The sequence below is a fragment of the Qipengyuania rhodophyticola genome, from assembly GCF_042493225.1.
Classification (GTDB): Bacteria; Pseudomonadota; Alphaproteobacteria; order Sphingomonadales; family Sphingomonadaceae; genus Erythrobacter.
On sequence record NZ_CP170454.1, the window covers coordinates 492933 to 505527 of the forward strand.

The window sequence follows — 12595 nt, forward strand, 5'->3', positions numbered from 1 at the left end:
GATTTAGGGATTTTGAAGCGAAATACCAACCGGCAATCGCTGCAAGCGCAGTTGCTGTGCAAGCAACGCCCCATCTTCTCCGCTCTTTCGCCGATCCGCCAGCGAAGGCGAGCCGCGCCGTTTAGCAAGCTTTCTCCCGCTTTCATCCATCAGCAAGCCATGGTGATGCCAGCGCGGCACTGGCAAATCAAGCAAAGCCTGAAGCAGCCTATGAATATGCGTTGCGGCAAACAGATCTGACCCGCGCGTCACCAGCGTCACGCCGTCGGCTGCATCATCCAGCGTTGCGGCCAAATGATAGCTCGCAGGCTCTTCCTTGCGCATGATGATCACATCGCCCAGCATCTGCGGCTGAGCTTGCTGCACGCTGCGATGCACATCATACCATTCGAGCGAGCCGGTTTTTGTAAGTGCGCGTTCCAAATCTAGCCGCCAGCTATGCGGCTTTTTCAGATCCGCCTTGCCCCCGCGGCAAGTGCCCGGATAAATTGGCCCTTCTGCGCCGCGCGTGGTGCTGGCCGCTTCAATCTCCGCCCGTGTGCAGCTGCAAGGGTACAGCAGGCCATCGCTTTTGATCTGCTCGGCAGCGGCTTGATACGTCTCCAGCCGCCGCGACTGAGCGGGCACTTCATCCCAATCAAGGCCAAGCCATTTGAGATCCTCGCGAAACTCATCGGCCAGCTCGGCGCGAGAGCGCGCGCCGTCAATATCCTCAATCCGAAGCAGAAACTGCCCGCCCTCCTCGCGGGCGAGGTCGTGCGCACAGATTGCGGAATAGGCATGGCCTAAATGCAAGGAGCCATTGGGGCTGGGAGCGAAACGGGTGACAATCATAACCGGTTCAGATCGCATGCCACAATTAACGACTGCTGGAAAACCGTCGGGGAAAACCGCTGTGTCATGGGTTTGACTCTTTTCGCCGCCAATGCACATTTGATTTGATCGGAGGACGCAAAGACGTGTTCAAGGCCGAATTGATCGAAAAAGCTGCGAATTTCCGCAGCACTCAAGATGATCCGACACGCAGCCTGTCGGCATGCCCTTCGCTTGTGCTCAATGCGGATTATACGCCTCTGTCCTATTATCCGCTCAGCCTGTGGCCATGGCAGACCGCAATCAAAGCGATTTTCCTCGACCGGGTTGATGTGATTGAGACCTATGAGCGCGAGGTTCATTCACCAAGTCTCGATATTAAAATCCCCAGCGTGATTGCGCTGAAGCAATATGTGAAGCCCAGTGAATTCCCCGCTTTCACGCGCTTCAACCTGTTTCTGCGGGACCAGTTCCAATGCCAATATTGCGGTAGCGGTGGCGGCAAGGGTAGCAATCTGACCTTCGACCATGTCATCCCGCGCAGATTGGGCGGCAAAACGACGTGGGAGAATATCACCGCCGCCTGCGCGCCGTGCAATATGAAAAAGGGTGGCCGGACGCCCGAGCAGGCACATATGCGACTAGCCCGGCAGCCGATCCGTCCGACGCATTGGCAATTGCAAGAGTATGGCAAGAAATTCCCGCCCAATCACCTGCACGAGACTTGGATGGATTGGCTCTATTGGGATATTGAGCTTCAGGAGTGAACCGCGCGCGGACGGTGAGGGCAATCTTTCCGCCCTATCGCTTCGCTACTTGAGGGCAATCTTTCCGCCCTATCGCTTCGCTACTTAAGGGCAATCTCTACCCTTCAATCACACGCTGCGCGGGGTGATGCTTGTCGAGATGCTTCTTAATGATCTTCAAATTGCGGGTGTTTGATTTAAAAAACAAATCGAACGCATCGCCCGCTACCGGGACAGCGCCAATGGCGGTATCAAAAGCAACATTGCCTGCCATCCGCATCAGTTTCCATTTGGGTAGACCCAAATTGTTGGCCTCCCACACGATATACGCGCCAAGTCCGGCAGTGATGATATCGCCAATCACAGGGACGAGACCAATGATCGAGTCTAGCCCGATGGGGTAATTCGTGCCGGGAATGTGAAAACTGCGCTCCAGCAAGTGTTCCAGCATTTCCACACGCCGGCGGATCGCCACCGGGTCATTACCAACCGGCAGGTCGAGCCCCATTGCCTGTACGCGATCATCTTCGTTCATATTTCCCGCCCTTTCCCTGACTATATGGGGGCTCTGGAGAGCGGGAACAAGGGGTGCACGTTCCACGGATTCTCGACAAAGTCCTCAATATCACCGCGTACCAATGACCAGCGGATCGGCGCACCCAGCGGGATGTAGGGGTTAAAAACGGTGAGTGCAGTCTCTGCTTCAATAAGATAAGAGCGGGCTTCCTCCGGGTTACTGCTATCGACCGCAAGCTGGACGAGGAAATCGACATCTTCGGAACAGATTGCGCGGCTCACCTCGCAGTTAAACTGATTGAGGAACCAGCGCGCGCCGCCATAACGGGCCACCCGGTCACGCAAGGCAAGATCAGCGCCCTCAACATCCTCGCTGCGCACCAGCTGAACACCGATCTGCTCCAGCTGACCCGCTAGGCCTTCAAACAAGATGTCGGAACCTGCTCCTTCGGGCAGAAAAAGGCGCAAACGCACCGGCTCATCATTCGCCGTCTGCCATTGCGAGACGCGGGCACGCGCGGTCTGGATACGCTCTTCATCCGTCAGATTGGTCCAGCGCTCGCCCAGCAACTCACTCTCGTCTGGCAGTCCGGGTGAAACGAGCCGCGTCGTCGAAACCCAGCCAGCTATGTTGAAAGGCTGTATCAAAGCCTCCCGATCAATCCCCATCGCGAGGGCTTCCCGATTTTGAGGCAGGGCGAGAAAGCCCTCGGTGTTGAGGATGTCGAGCCCAAAGGAGCCTATGGTCGAATCGAGCCGCACTGTGCCGCGCGTGAGCGCACCGGTTTCGGCGATTGGCAGGTTTTCGATCCGCCCACCCAGCACCAGATCAAACCGCCCGTCATTAAATCCATCCGAGGCTGTCTGCGCATCAGCCGCTGACACGCGCACTTGCTGAATGTCTTCGTCCCAATTGGGTCTTGCAGGAAGGCCGCGCGCCTCCGGAGGTAAGGCATTAAGCAATCCCACATCATCTTCGCGAGCCATCGACATTGGGCCGGTCGGCACGGCGTCAATCTGCAAGCTGAGTTCAGGCTGCGCTAGCAATTGCAGGAAGCCGGGCATCGGGCTCTTCAAGCGGATTTCAATAACACGCCCGGTCAGCGCGCGCACATCGCGGATTTTAGCAAGGTCATATCCCATGCTCGTGCCGCCCAACCGCGAGATACTGCGGCGCAATGAATCGCGCACGCTCTGGGCGGTTAGGCGCGTACCATCAGGCAAATCAAATTCGCGAATGCGGAAGATGTAGCTCGCCCCATCATCGGTAACGATCCATCTTTCAGCAATTGCCGGCACAACCTCGCCGCCAGTCTCCAACCGGACCAGCCCTTGACTGGTGGCCGCGCGGACATGTTGTGCACCATAGGACAGGCGCAATCCGCCCGAAAAAAGCTCTTCATTCTCGCCTATTATTGCGACATCGATCGCGCCGTCATCATCACGCAGCGCGCATGCAGACAAGAGGGTTAAGCTCGCAAAGAGAAACAGCGATCGCATGACGCAAGGAGCTTTAACAGCCCCGTTCGCAATCGTCAGTAGTCAGATTCTCAATGAGTATAAAAACCGCGCCCGGCGCGCCTTAATCTAAGCTATCAAAGCGGGCGAATATTGGTGCGCCATTTCTCGGCAGGTGACTGCTCAAGCACGGCCCGAGCAAAGCGCGGCACATCGCTTTCACCATTTTTGGCGCCCACGTGCGAGCGGGCAAGTTTCGGATCAATTTCCTGCTCGAAAGCCACACCAAAGCGACGCCCCTGCACCCAGGCAACGGTGCCATCAATCTTACCGATATTGCGCAACTCAACCGAAAGGCGCGCACCAGATTCGATCTGAAGATCCGATTCGCCCATCAGGCCTCCGGTCGACAAATTGCGAACTTTCACACGTTGCGTTTCTGTGTGTCCCTCAAACGTCAAATCGGCGAGCAGAAACAGGCTGTCGCGATTGATATTGCGGGTCTCGACACCGGCCATACAGCGGCTTCCTTGGCTAAACTCTATCCTTAACGCCGCCCAACATGTGCGACGCGCGATGTCTTTCTTTAACCAGAAAGCCTAAACAAACTGTAAGCTCAAAATTAGCAGCGCCCCGATTTGGCACCTCTCGCCGCGCTTTGTTAACGCGGCCAATCCAATTAGGGCAGCTAGTCGTCGCGGGAGATTTTCTCTTTGCGCTCATGTGCCGCCTGAGCCTCGACCGTCATGGTTGCTACTGGCCGAGCAATCAGCCGCTTAAGACCGATTGGCTCTCCAGTCACTTCGCAATAGCCATATTCGCCTTCTTCAATGCGGCGAAGCGCGGATTCGATCTTCGAGGTCAATTTGCGCTGGCGATCTCGGGTACGCAGCTCAATGCCCCAATCGGTTTCGCTCGATGCACGATCATTAAGATCGGGCTCACGAATAGGTCCATCCTGTAGTGATTGAAGCGTGGTCTCAGCCGCTTCTTGGATGGTGCGCTTCCATTCCATCAGAAGCGCTTTGAAGAACTTGAGCTGCTGCTCACTCATATAGGGCTCGTCATCACTCGGCGTGTAGGACGATCCCAAGGCTGATTTAACGTCGTCTATATTGACTTTTTCAGCCTGTAGCGCGGTGGCCATGTAGTTTCTCAACTCAAATAAAATTGCACAACTTCAGATTTGCTCACGGTCCGCCCCTTGCCCGCGTCTTAGGCAATTTACAAGGCGGCTAACGGCTACATTTAGACCTGCCAGCAAGCTATCAACGATCAAGTGCCCGGATAGGTTCCCAAACATTAAGGAGGGACGAACAGGCAAACTTTTGTTTCACCCTAGCATACGTTAACCTTTTCTTGACCATGATGCCCGAGTGATGGGGATGCCGGCTCAGGGAAGTCGGGATTTACGGGGGCGTAAAAATGGAATTGACTTCGATTGATGGCGGCGCAGGACAGATTGTTCAAGGGCCAGAAGCAGACAAGCTAATCGCAGAATGCCTGCAGAATTATGGCGGCGGCAGCATTGACGCGCTGTATGATCTGGGGGTTGCATTCTCAACCGGCAGCCATGGGACAACATGCGATCTCATCGAAGCGCATAAATGGTTCAACATTGCCGCATCAAAGGGTCACGAAGAAGCCGCTTGGTGCCGCGCTGACGTTTCTGAAGAAATGACTGCACGCGAAATTGCCGAAGCACAGCGCCGCGCACGCGAATGGCTGTCCGAAGGCACCCGCCGCGTCGCATAGTTTTCTGGCGCTCAACCTGGACAGTGTTACGCCTTTTTGAAGGGCGTTCGCTGGCTTAGAAAATTGCGATCAAGCGCGACGCCTTGTCGCTCTCGCTCGAGAAAATCTGACACCGCTTCGCTAAAGCCAGCATCCGCAATCCAATGTGCGGACACGGTTTCGACAGGCTCATAGCCGCGCGCAAGCTTATGTCCGCCCTGAGCGCCCGCCTCGACGCGGGATAGGCCCAGCGCGATTGCGGCGTCGATGGCCTGATAATAACATAGCTCAAAGTGCAAAAAGCGGATGTCGCGCGTGCACCCCCAATAGCGCCCATAGAGCGCATCTTGGCCGACAAAGTTTAATGCGCCCGCGACAGGAACATCATCCTGAAACGCCAGAATGAGCAGCAATTGCTCGCCCATTCGCTCTTGAAACAAGTCAAACGCATCGCGCGTTAAATATGGCGTTCCCCATTTGCGCGCGCCCGTATCTTGATAAAACGCCCAAAACGCGTCCCAATGCTCAGGCTTGATATCGTCCCCGCGCAGTTGCTCGATCGACACATCCTCCTGTGCGCCCGCACGCTCTTTGCGCACGCCCTTGCGTTTGCGCGATGACAACGCGTCGAGAAAATCATCAAAGCTGGCAAAGCCGCGATTATGCCAGTGGAACTGAATGTCTTTGCGCAGCATCCAGCCAGCATCGCTAAAGAGCTGCACCTGATCCTCTTCGACAAATGTCGCATGAGCGGAGGAAAACCCGTTTTGCGTGCAAAGCTGCTGCGCGGCGCTCAGCAATGGCGGGGCCAGCGCATCATCTGAAAGCAACAGCCGCGGGCCCGTGGCGGGGGTAAAGGGCGCGGCAATCTGGAGCTTGGGGTAATAGCGGCCCCCAGCCCGCTGATACGCATCGGCCCAGCTTTGGTCGAAGATATATTCGCCTTGGCTATGGCCCTTCAGATAGGACGGCATTGCTGCGAGTAGGCGGTCTTCTGAGTCAGTGATGACCAGCGGAGCAGCCTGCCAACCCGTGCCCTCGCCAACGCTACCGGAATCTTCGAGCGCAGTCAGGAAAGCGTGACTGACGAAGGGGTTGCCCGCGAGGTTAAGCGCGTCCCATTGCTCCTGCGCAAAAGCGCCGACGCCGCCACCAACTTTGGCGACCAGCTCGCTCATGCCAAACTAGCCCGTGCAAGCCCCGCACCTTCGCTGATCAGGGCATCTGTCTCGCGCAAAGCCCGCTCGCGCAGTTCAGCCGAACGCACCGTCCAGGTCAGCAGCGGCTTGCCGGAGGCGCGCCATTCGCTGGCCATGTCGCTCGGCAAATCGCGAATATCACAGGCAAGGAAATCGGGCTGACACGCTTCCAAAACACCCGCCTCACGCCATTTACTCAGCCAGCCGTGATCGAGCGTATCAGTACAAACAAGCCCCCGCGTTGTCGCCCGAGAATGCTCGGCAAACCAGCCGCTCACCCGCGGGTCGAAGCTCATCACGGCATGGTCGCCTGCATAGCCTGCGAGGCTCGCCGCTACGATCTCGCAGCTGCGCTCCACATCGTAATCCGGCAGTGACTTAAGCTCGATCAGCAAGGGCGCGCGGCCATCAACCATCTGCAAGAACGTCTCAAAACTCGGGATCAGATCGTCCGTGTGGCCAAGAGTGAGCTGCTCCAGCGCGGCGCGGCTATGCTGCGCGGTTAGCCCTTCTACGCTGGTCAGGCGGCTTAGCTCCCAATCATGAAAAACCATTGGATGGTCATCACCGCTGCGCTGAATATCACACTCAATGCCCATGCCAGCAGCAATCGCCGCCTCGCCTGCGCTGAGTGAGTTTTCGATTAGTGTGGTGCCATTATGCAGGCCGCGATGGGCAAACTCCCAAGCGGTCAGCCAGTTCGGTACAGTGCGTTCACTCACTTGTCAGCGCGATGACCGCATCGACTTCAACCGCAGCGCCCAGAGGCAGTGATGGAACACCCACAGCGGCACGCGCGTGGCGCCCTTTTTCACCGAAAATGTTGAACATCAGATCCGAAGCGCCATTGGCGACCTTGGGCTGATCGGTGAAATCTGGTGTCGAGTTGACAAATGCACCAAGCTTCACAATCCGTTCAATCCGATCCAGCGAAATGCCAGCCGTTTTGATTTGTGAGAGGATCATCAAACCACACGCCTTTGCTGCATCGACACCTCGCTCCAGCCCGACATCTTCGCCCAGACGGCCGCTCACCAAATTCCCATTGATGAACGGCAATTGGCCCGAAACATAGGCCATATTGCCCGCGACCACGACCGGTAGATAGCTCGCCACTGGCGCCGCCGCCTCTGGCAAGTTGATCCCCAGCTCGTTCAAACGTGTCTCAATGCTCATACGTTTTCCTTTTCCAGCTGCCCCATTAGCCACGGCAGCGCCTCGTCCCATGCATCAATCCGAGCATCGGCATGCCCCGCCTTGTGCGCACAAGCAATGTGCGACGCGATCAGCGGTTCTCCGCATAAATGCAAAGTCGTGATCCCCGCGACGGTTTCACGCGCAGAATGGTGATGCTGCGGCAGATCATCAATGAAGATAGCTTTAGAAGGTTGATATTCCTCAATAATTGCCTTCAGCGCGGGGCCCTTTGGTCCCTGGTTGGTATAAACTTTCGCGTGCAGTCCGTGGTCGGCCAGCTGCTCTTTGCGCATTTCCTGACGCTTATCAACAAGGTTGGTGAGGATGACGACATCGGCATGCTCAGCCAGAGTATTGATGCCAGAAATCGCCCCGTTTATCGGCGTCTGCCGGCCCATTTCCGTATCAAAGAACCCGCCCAGCATGCGCCAGACTTCGTTTTGCTCGAGCACTTCGCCCGTCTTCTGCCAGCGCAAGGCATTGGCAAAATCGGCGCCGTCCATATTGAACGAAATGCCCTGCGTCTCGTCCAACCAATCGCGGAATGGCACTACCATGTGCAGGAGCACCTCGTCGCAGTCCGAGATAATGAGAGGGCGCGTCATTGGCTTAATTCCTTATGAGCCGCGATTATTGTCTCAGGCGACATATCGATAGCATCTGCCGCGGCAATCAAATCTGGCTCATGATTGGCCAGAAACTCTAAAACGGCCCCAAGCACGCGCGGTTCCGACAATCCGGTGCGCAAATGGTCTGGCGTGAGCCCTGTGAGCGAGAGCAGCCGGTCGGCCCGCGTGCCATCTTGCAAAAGCCAACCAAGCGCGGCCAATGCAATGGTTTCAGCACTAAGAGCCTGATTGCCGTGATCTTCGTTAATTGTCAGGCTCCCCAATTTGGCTTAGAGCGATCGAAATTCTGGTTTCTTTATAGTGGTGTGGTTCTGGTCGTGGCAAAGAGAGTAATGGTTGTCGAGGACAATGATCTTAACCGCAAATTGTTCTGTGATGTGCTGAAGGCAAGCGGTTTTGAGGTTGTGCCTGTCGCGGATGGGCAAAATGTCATGGCAACGGCGCGTAAGTTTGATCCGCACCTTGTCATAATGGACATCCAATTGCCCAATATTTCAGGGCTCGATCTAATCGCCGAGCTTAAAGCCGACACAGCGCTCTCTAAAACCCCGGTTCTGGCCGTGACCGCCTATGCTGGCAAAGGTGATGAAGACCGAATTCGCGGGGCTGGCGCGCATGACTATCTCGCCAAACCGGTGTCGATTACCCCGTTTATGAATGCGGTGAAGGCGCTAATCGAAGGCCCCGAGGAAAGCGGCTAGCCCGACAGATAACCGCCAAATTCGAAAAGGCCTATCTCGAACAGGAAAATTATTACTGTCAGCACCAGCCCGAAGACAAACAGCCGGTAGGCATTGGTCAAAAACCGATATTTGCGCTTTTGGAGCACTTGCCCGTTCTGATAAATGTCGCGCAGCATCATCCGGTACATTTCTTCTTCTGTGCCCATCTGATCAAGTACAGACGCGGCCCACTCCTCTTCCGCGACACCGGTATAGTGGCCGAAGAAGAGGAGGTTGGCTGGGATCGATGTGAGTGATGCTGGCTTTGGTTTAGTGATCGACGGCAGGATTGCAATCACCGCGCAAAGCGAGCTGGCGAATGCGAATATCGCGAGCACAGTCAGCGATAGCGGAAGATCCTGCGTCAGCGCCCGGCTGACCGAGATAGAAAACACCACAAAGGTCGCACCCATCAGGATTGACGCTTTTTGATCGGCCATGGCTGACAAGGCCATCGTGTTGGCCTGCACAGTCCGCAACATCTGCACAGCATTAGGCGCAAATGTGCGCGGTGGCTCATCCTCTAGCTTTTCAGTGCCTTGTTCCGCCATCGCAATATCCCCATATCCAACCAGAATTTTGCGCCCGTAGGCATGGCTTGCCATCGCCACTGGCGCTTGACAAGCGGCGATGAAGCCCGCTTTGCCTGCGCGTCAGGTGTATGGCATGCTATCGTGCATGCAAGATGAGCATAGGAAGACCTTCACATGGATCGCGCAGACGTCGACACACGAATCCGTTCCTTGATCGAGCCATTCAACAAGAAAGGCGTCGACATCACTGATGCGACAACTTTCGTCAATGATCTGGAATTTGACAGCCTCACAGTGATGGATTTCGTGGCAGAGATTGAGGATGAGTTCGACATCATCATATCAATGAACCAGCAGGCCGAGATCGAAAACTTCGGCCAATTGATCGACGCGGTCACCAAATTGCAAGCAGGTGGGTGAGGGCGAGCTATGAACAATCCAGCACATCCTGAGGCCGCTACGTCAGACGCAAGCGGCGATCTGTTCAGCAAATTCGACCCGATCATTGCGATGCGGGAGGGATTGCTGGCGAGCGGGGTGGAAGATCCCTTTAATCTGGTCATGGAAAAGGTGCTCTCGCCGACCCGCGCGATCTGTAACGGGCGCGACACAATTCTGCTTGGCACCTATAATTATATGGGCATGACGTTCGATCCCGATGTGATCGATGCGGGCAAAGAAGCACTGACAGAGTTCGGCACCGGAACCACCGGCAGCCGCGTTCTGAACGGCACGTATCAGGGCCACAAAGAGTGCGAAGACGCGCTGCGCGAGTTCTATGATATGGACCACGCAATGGTCTTCTCAACTGGCTATCAGGCCAATCTCGGGATCATTTCTACGATAGCGGGTAAGGGCGATTATATCGTCCTCGATATCGACAGCCATGCCAGCATTTGGGACGGCTGCAAGCTTGGCGATGCAGAGATCGTCCCGTTCAAACACAATGACATAGAGGCCATGGAAAAGCGCCTGCGCCGGATCCCCGAGGACGCGGGTAAGCTCGTGATCCTAGAGGGCGTCTATTCTATGCTTGGCGACGTCGCGCCGCTCAAGGAGATGGTCGCGATTGCCAAGAAATACGGCGCCATGGTGCTAGTCGATGAGGCGCATTCTATGGGGTTTATCGGCGACAATGGCCGCGGCGTAGTCGAAGATGCTGGCATTATCGATGAGGTCGACTTCATTATTGGCACCTTCTCAAAAAGCGTCGGAACGGTCGGGGGCTTCTGCGTTTCCAACCATCCCAAATTCGACATCATGCGGCTGGTTTGCCGGCCTTATGTGTTCACCGCCAGCCTGCCGCCGAGCGTTGTCGCGACGGCTGCGACAAGCATTCGCAAACTGATGCACGGGTCAAACAAGCGCGCGCATCTTTGGGAGAATTCCAAGAGCCTGCACCGCGGCCTCAAAGACCTCGGCTTTTCAATTGGTACAGATGAGCCGCAGAGCGCAATCATCGCGGTGATCATGCCTGATTTGGAGCGAGGCGCAGCTATGTGGGAAGCGCTGGTGAAAGAAGGGCTATACGTGAACCTCGCCCGCCCGCCAGCAACTCCTGCCAATATGACGCTGCTACGCTGTTCTTTGTGCGCGGAGCATACCGAGGAAGAGGTCACCACGATCCTGGGCATGTTTGAACGCGCGGGTAAGGCGGTAGGTATTATTTAGTTTTCTGCAGGCTTGGCGATGAACCACCCCGCCAGCACAGTCGCGACAATCGCTCCGCCAATCTGTGCAGCGATAAACATCGGCACATCAGCTGGCGCGATGCCTGCAAAGCTATCGCTCAAGCTGCGCGCAATGGTGATCGCAGGGTTCGCAAAGCTGGTTGATGACGTGAACCAATAGGCTGCTGTTATGTAGAGGCCGACGCTGGCTGGCACGCTATCCGGCCGATAACGAACGGTCAGCAAGATCGTGAGCACCAAGCCGAAAGTTGCAATGCCCTCGCCGGTCCACTGACCAAGCCCTGCTCGCGCCTTGGTGGAAAATTGCAAGATATCCAAGCCGAACATCAAGTGCGCAGCAAATGCGCCGAGCGCGCCGATCACTGCCTGGACCAATACGAAGAGCGCCGCCTCTCGCGCGGTGATTTCTTTACGGAGCCAGAACGCGAGCGTGACCGCAGGGTTGAAGTGCGCACCCGAAATCGGCCCCAGCATGGTGATGAGCACATAGAGGATAGCGCCGGTGGCGATGGTGTTGGCGAGCAGCGCGATGGCGACATTCCCTCCAGCAAGCGCTTCGGCCATGATCCCTGAGCCAATCACGCAAACGAAGAGGAAGAAACTTCCCAGCCCTTCGGCGGCAAGGCGGCGCATCAAATTGGCTGTCGGTCTAGCGCCCATTTACGGAAGTCGCCGTATCACAAGGGCTTGGCTCGCCATCGTCTTCGCCGCCTGCAAGCTGAGTGAAGGCGATAAAACCGCCAACGACAAGCACGACAAAAACACTGGTGACCAAGCCGAGATATTTGTCGATCACTGCTTTGATTGGCGCGCCGAATAGCTGGAACAGAATTCCCACCGCCATGAATATAAGCGCGCGCCCCGCAATCGCCGCCAGCGTGAAGGTGACGATATTCATCTCAATGAAGCCAGCGGTAATCGTCATCAGCTTGAACGGCACCGGCGTGCCCGCTGCAAAGAACACCGCCAGAGCGCCTTGCTCGCGAATGTAGCAAGCGGCGACAGGAAAAGTCTCGGTAAGGCCAAGTGCCGCAATGACCCAAGCCCCGATCGCCTCGTAGAGGAAGAAGCCTATGCCATAACCGAATATTCCGCCCAGCACTGACGCGGCAGTGGCTACAAGAGCAAAGCGGATCGCCTTTTTTGGTTCTGCAAGGCACATCAGGCCCAAAAGCGGATGCGGTGGAATCGGGAAAAAGCTCGATTCGATGAAGCAGAAAAAGGCTAGCCACCACACCGCATGGGGGTGCGCCGCCTTATCCATGGTCCAATCGTATAGGCCGCGCAGCAGTTTCATCATGATCGACAATTTCCCCGGTAAACCTGCGGTTGATCACGCGGTTAGGGCACTCCCCAG

At 56.2% G+C, this 12595-nt stretch carries 18 protein-coding genes; 5 read left to right on the top strand and 13 right to left on the bottom strand.

Annotation, left to right across the window (positions count from 1 at the left end; all coding sequences use genetic code 11):
• Positions 1-3: 3 nt before the first annotated feature.
• Positions 4-834 (bottom strand): tRNA glutamyl-Q(34) synthetase GluQRS, encoded by an 831-nt coding sequence (gene gluQRS / locus ACFCXQ_RS02210; protein WP_379552649.1) that lies wholly within the window; start codon positions 832-834, stop codon positions 4-6.
• A gap of 125 nt (positions 835-959) precedes the next feature.
• Here gluQRS and ACFCXQ_RS02215 point away from each other — a divergent pair, with 125 nt between their 5' ends.
• Positions 960-1580 (top strand): HNH endonuclease, encoded by a 621-nt coding sequence (locus ACFCXQ_RS02215; RefSeq protein ID WP_379552651.1) that lies wholly within the window; start codon positions 960-962, stop codon positions 1578-1580.
• 97 nt (positions 1581-1677) lie between these two features.
• On the opposite strand, the gene ACFCXQ_RS02220 is transcribed toward ACFCXQ_RS02215, so the two are convergent.
• From ACFCXQ_RS02220 to dksA, 4 genes are all read right to left on the bottom strand, one after another.
• Positions 1678-2094 carry a DUF4112 domain-containing protein gene (locus tag ACFCXQ_RS02220; RefSeq protein WP_379552653.1) on the bottom strand — a complete coding sequence of 139 codons (417 nt, stop codon included), beginning with the start codon at positions 2092-2094 and terminating at the stop codon, positions 1678-1680.
• Positions 2095-2114: 20 nt separating this feature from the next.
• The gene (locus ACFCXQ_RS02225) at positions 2115-3575 is read right to left on the bottom strand and encodes an ABC transporter substrate-binding protein (protein ID WP_379552655.1); all 1461 of its coding nucleotides are present in this window, start codon (positions 3573-3575) and stop codon (positions 2115-2117) included.
• Positions 3576-3670: 95 nt separating this feature from the next.
• On the bottom strand, positions 3671-4051 hold the full coding sequence (locus ACFCXQ_RS02230) for a PilZ domain-containing protein (protein WP_379552657.1): 381 nt from the start codon (positions 4049-4051) through the stop codon (positions 3671-3673).
• A 170-nt stretch (positions 4052-4221) separates the two neighbouring features.
• Complete coding sequence (dksA, locus tag ACFCXQ_RS02235; RefSeq protein WP_379552659.1) at positions 4222-4680, bottom strand: RNA polymerase-binding protein DksA; 459 nt, start codon at positions 4678-4680, stop codon at positions 4222-4224.
• 278 nt (positions 4681-4958) lie between these two features.
• Here dksA and ACFCXQ_RS02240 point away from each other — a divergent pair, with 278 nt between their 5' ends.
• Positions 4959-5288, top strand: a complete 330-nt coding sequence (locus tag ACFCXQ_RS02240; RefSeq protein ID WP_379552661.1) for an SEL1-like repeat protein — start codon at positions 4959-4961, stop codon at positions 5286-5288.
• A gap of 26 nt (positions 5289-5314) precedes the next feature.
• Here the strand turns inward: ACFCXQ_RS02240 and ACFCXQ_RS02245 are convergent, their stop codons facing one another.
• The 5 genes from ACFCXQ_RS02245 to ACFCXQ_RS02265 are packed head-to-tail and all read right to left on the bottom strand — an operon-like array spanning position 5315 to position 8555.
• The gene (locus ACFCXQ_RS02245; protein WP_379552663.1) at positions 5315-6445 is read right to left on the bottom strand and encodes a GNAT family N-acetyltransferase; all 1131 of its coding nucleotides are present in this window, start codon (positions 6443-6445) and stop codon (positions 5315-5317) included.
• The gene (locus tag ACFCXQ_RS02250; protein ID WP_379552665.1) at positions 6442-7188 is read right to left on the bottom strand and encodes a glycerophosphodiester phosphodiesterase family protein; all 747 of its coding nucleotides are present in this window, start codon (positions 7186-7188) and stop codon (positions 6442-6444) included. The genes ACFCXQ_RS02245 and ACFCXQ_RS02250 overlap by 4 nt, the downstream gene beginning before the upstream one ends.
• Entirely contained in the window at positions 7181-7642 is a 462-nt protein-coding gene (locus tag ACFCXQ_RS02255; RefSeq protein WP_379552667.1) for a RidA family protein, read from the bottom strand. The genes ACFCXQ_RS02250 and ACFCXQ_RS02255 overlap by 8 nt, the downstream gene beginning before the upstream one ends.
• Positions 7639-8268, bottom strand: coding sequence for an HAD family hydrolase (locus ACFCXQ_RS02260; RefSeq protein ID WP_379552669.1), 630 nt, complete (start codon positions 8266-8268; stop codon positions 7639-7641). The genes ACFCXQ_RS02255 and ACFCXQ_RS02260 overlap by 4 nt, the downstream gene beginning before the upstream one ends.
• Positions 8265-8555 (bottom strand): DUF3572 domain-containing protein, encoded by a 291-nt coding sequence (locus ACFCXQ_RS02265; RefSeq protein WP_379552671.1) that lies wholly within the window; start codon positions 8553-8555, stop codon positions 8265-8267. The genes ACFCXQ_RS02260 and ACFCXQ_RS02265 overlap by 4 nt, the downstream gene beginning before the upstream one ends.
• A 54-nt stretch (positions 8556-8609) precedes the next feature.
• On the opposite strand from ACFCXQ_RS02265, the gene ACFCXQ_RS02270 reads away from it, so the two are divergent.
• Positions 8610-8993 carry a response regulator gene (locus ACFCXQ_RS02270; RefSeq protein WP_379552673.1) on the top strand — a complete coding sequence of 128 codons (384 nt, stop codon included), beginning with the start codon at positions 8610-8612 and terminating at the stop codon, positions 8991-8993.
• Here ACFCXQ_RS02270 and ACFCXQ_RS02275 read toward each other — a convergent pair.
• Entirely contained in the window at positions 8990-9619 is a 630-nt protein-coding gene (locus ACFCXQ_RS02275) for a Pycsar system effector family protein (RefSeq protein WP_379552675.1), read from the bottom strand. The genes ACFCXQ_RS02270 and ACFCXQ_RS02275 overlap by 4 nt on opposite strands.
• A gap of 102 nt (positions 9620-9721) precedes the next feature.
• Between ACFCXQ_RS02275 and ACFCXQ_RS02280 the strand changes: the two genes are divergently transcribed.
• Both ACFCXQ_RS02280 and spt read left to right on the top strand, forming a co-directional pair.
• Positions 9722-9967: an acyl carrier protein gene (locus tag ACFCXQ_RS02280; protein WP_379552677.1), complete on the top strand. Its 246-nt coding sequence runs from the start codon at positions 9722-9724 to the stop codon at positions 9965-9967.
• Positions 9968-9976: 9 nt separating this feature from the next.
• On the top strand, positions 9977-11218 hold the full coding sequence (gene spt, locus ACFCXQ_RS02285) for a serine palmitoyltransferase (RefSeq protein ID WP_379552679.1): 1242 nt from the start codon (positions 9977-9979) through the stop codon (positions 11216-11218).
• Here the strand turns inward: spt and ACFCXQ_RS02290 are convergent.
• Both ACFCXQ_RS02290 and ACFCXQ_RS02295 read right to left on the bottom strand, forming a co-directional pair.
• The gene (locus ACFCXQ_RS02290; RefSeq protein WP_379552681.1) at positions 11215-11898 is read right to left on the bottom strand and encodes an aquaporin; all 684 of its coding nucleotides are present in this window, start codon (positions 11896-11898) and stop codon (positions 11215-11217) included. The genes spt and ACFCXQ_RS02290 overlap by 4 nt on opposite strands.
• Positions 11888-12535, bottom strand: a complete 648-nt coding sequence (locus tag ACFCXQ_RS02295) for a YqaA family protein (protein ID WP_379554514.1) — start codon at positions 12533-12535, stop codon at positions 11888-11890. Before ACFCXQ_RS02295 ends, ACFCXQ_RS02290 begins: the two co-directional genes overlap by 11 nt.
• Positions 12536-12595 lie beyond the last annotated feature (60 nt).

Coding starts and splice junctions, on each gene's coding strand:
- gluQRS (WP_379552649.1), bottom strand. CDS start 834: ATGATTGTCACCCGTTTCGCTCCCAGCCCCAATGGCTCCTTGCATTTA.
- ACFCXQ_RS02220 (WP_379552653.1), bottom strand. CDS start 2,094: ATGAACGAAGATGATCGCGTACAGGCAATGGGGCTCGACCTGCCGGTT.
- ACFCXQ_RS02225 (WP_379552655.1), bottom strand. CDS start 3,575: ATGCGATCGCTGTTTCTCTTTGCGAGCTTAACCCTCTTGTCTGCATGC.
- ACFCXQ_RS02230 (WP_379552657.1), bottom strand. CDS start 4,051: ATGGCCGGTGTCGAGACCCGCAATATCAATCGCGACAGCCTGTTTCTG.
- dksA (WP_379552659.1), bottom strand. CDS start 4,680: ATGGCCACCGCGCTACAGGCTGAAAAAGTCAATATAGACGACGTTAAA.
- ACFCXQ_RS02240 (WP_379552661.1), top strand. CDS start 4,959: ATGGAATTGACTTCGATTGATGGCGGCGCAGGACAGATTGTTCAAGGG.
- ACFCXQ_RS02245 (WP_379552663.1), bottom strand. CDS start 6,445: ATGAGCGAGCTGGTCGCCAAAGTTGGTGGCGGCGTCGGCGCTTTTGCG.
- ACFCXQ_RS02255 (WP_379552667.1), bottom strand. CDS start 7,642: ATGAGCATTGAGACACGTTTGAACGAGCTGGGGATCAACTTGCCAGAG.
- ACFCXQ_RS02260 (WP_379552669.1), bottom strand. CDS start 8,268: ATGACGCGCCCTCTCATTATCTCGGACTGCGACGAGGTGCTCCTGCAC.
- ACFCXQ_RS02275 (WP_379552675.1), bottom strand. CDS start 9,619: ATGGCAAGCCATGCCTACGGGCGCAAAATTCTGGTTGGATATGGGGAT.
- ACFCXQ_RS02280 (WP_379552677.1), top strand. CDS start 9,722: ATGGATCGCGCAGACGTCGACACACGAATCCGTTCCTTGATCGAGCCA.
- spt (WP_379552679.1), top strand. CDS start 9,977: ATGAACAATCCAGCACATCCTGAGGCCGCTACGTCAGACGCAAGCGGC.
- ACFCXQ_RS02290 (WP_379552681.1), bottom strand. CDS start 11,898: ATGGGCGCTAGACCGACAGCCAATTTGATGCGCCGCCTTGCCGCCGAA.
- ACFCXQ_RS02295 (WP_379554514.1), bottom strand. CDS start 12,535: ATGAAACTGCTGCGCGGCCTATACGATTGGACCATGGATAAGGCGGCG.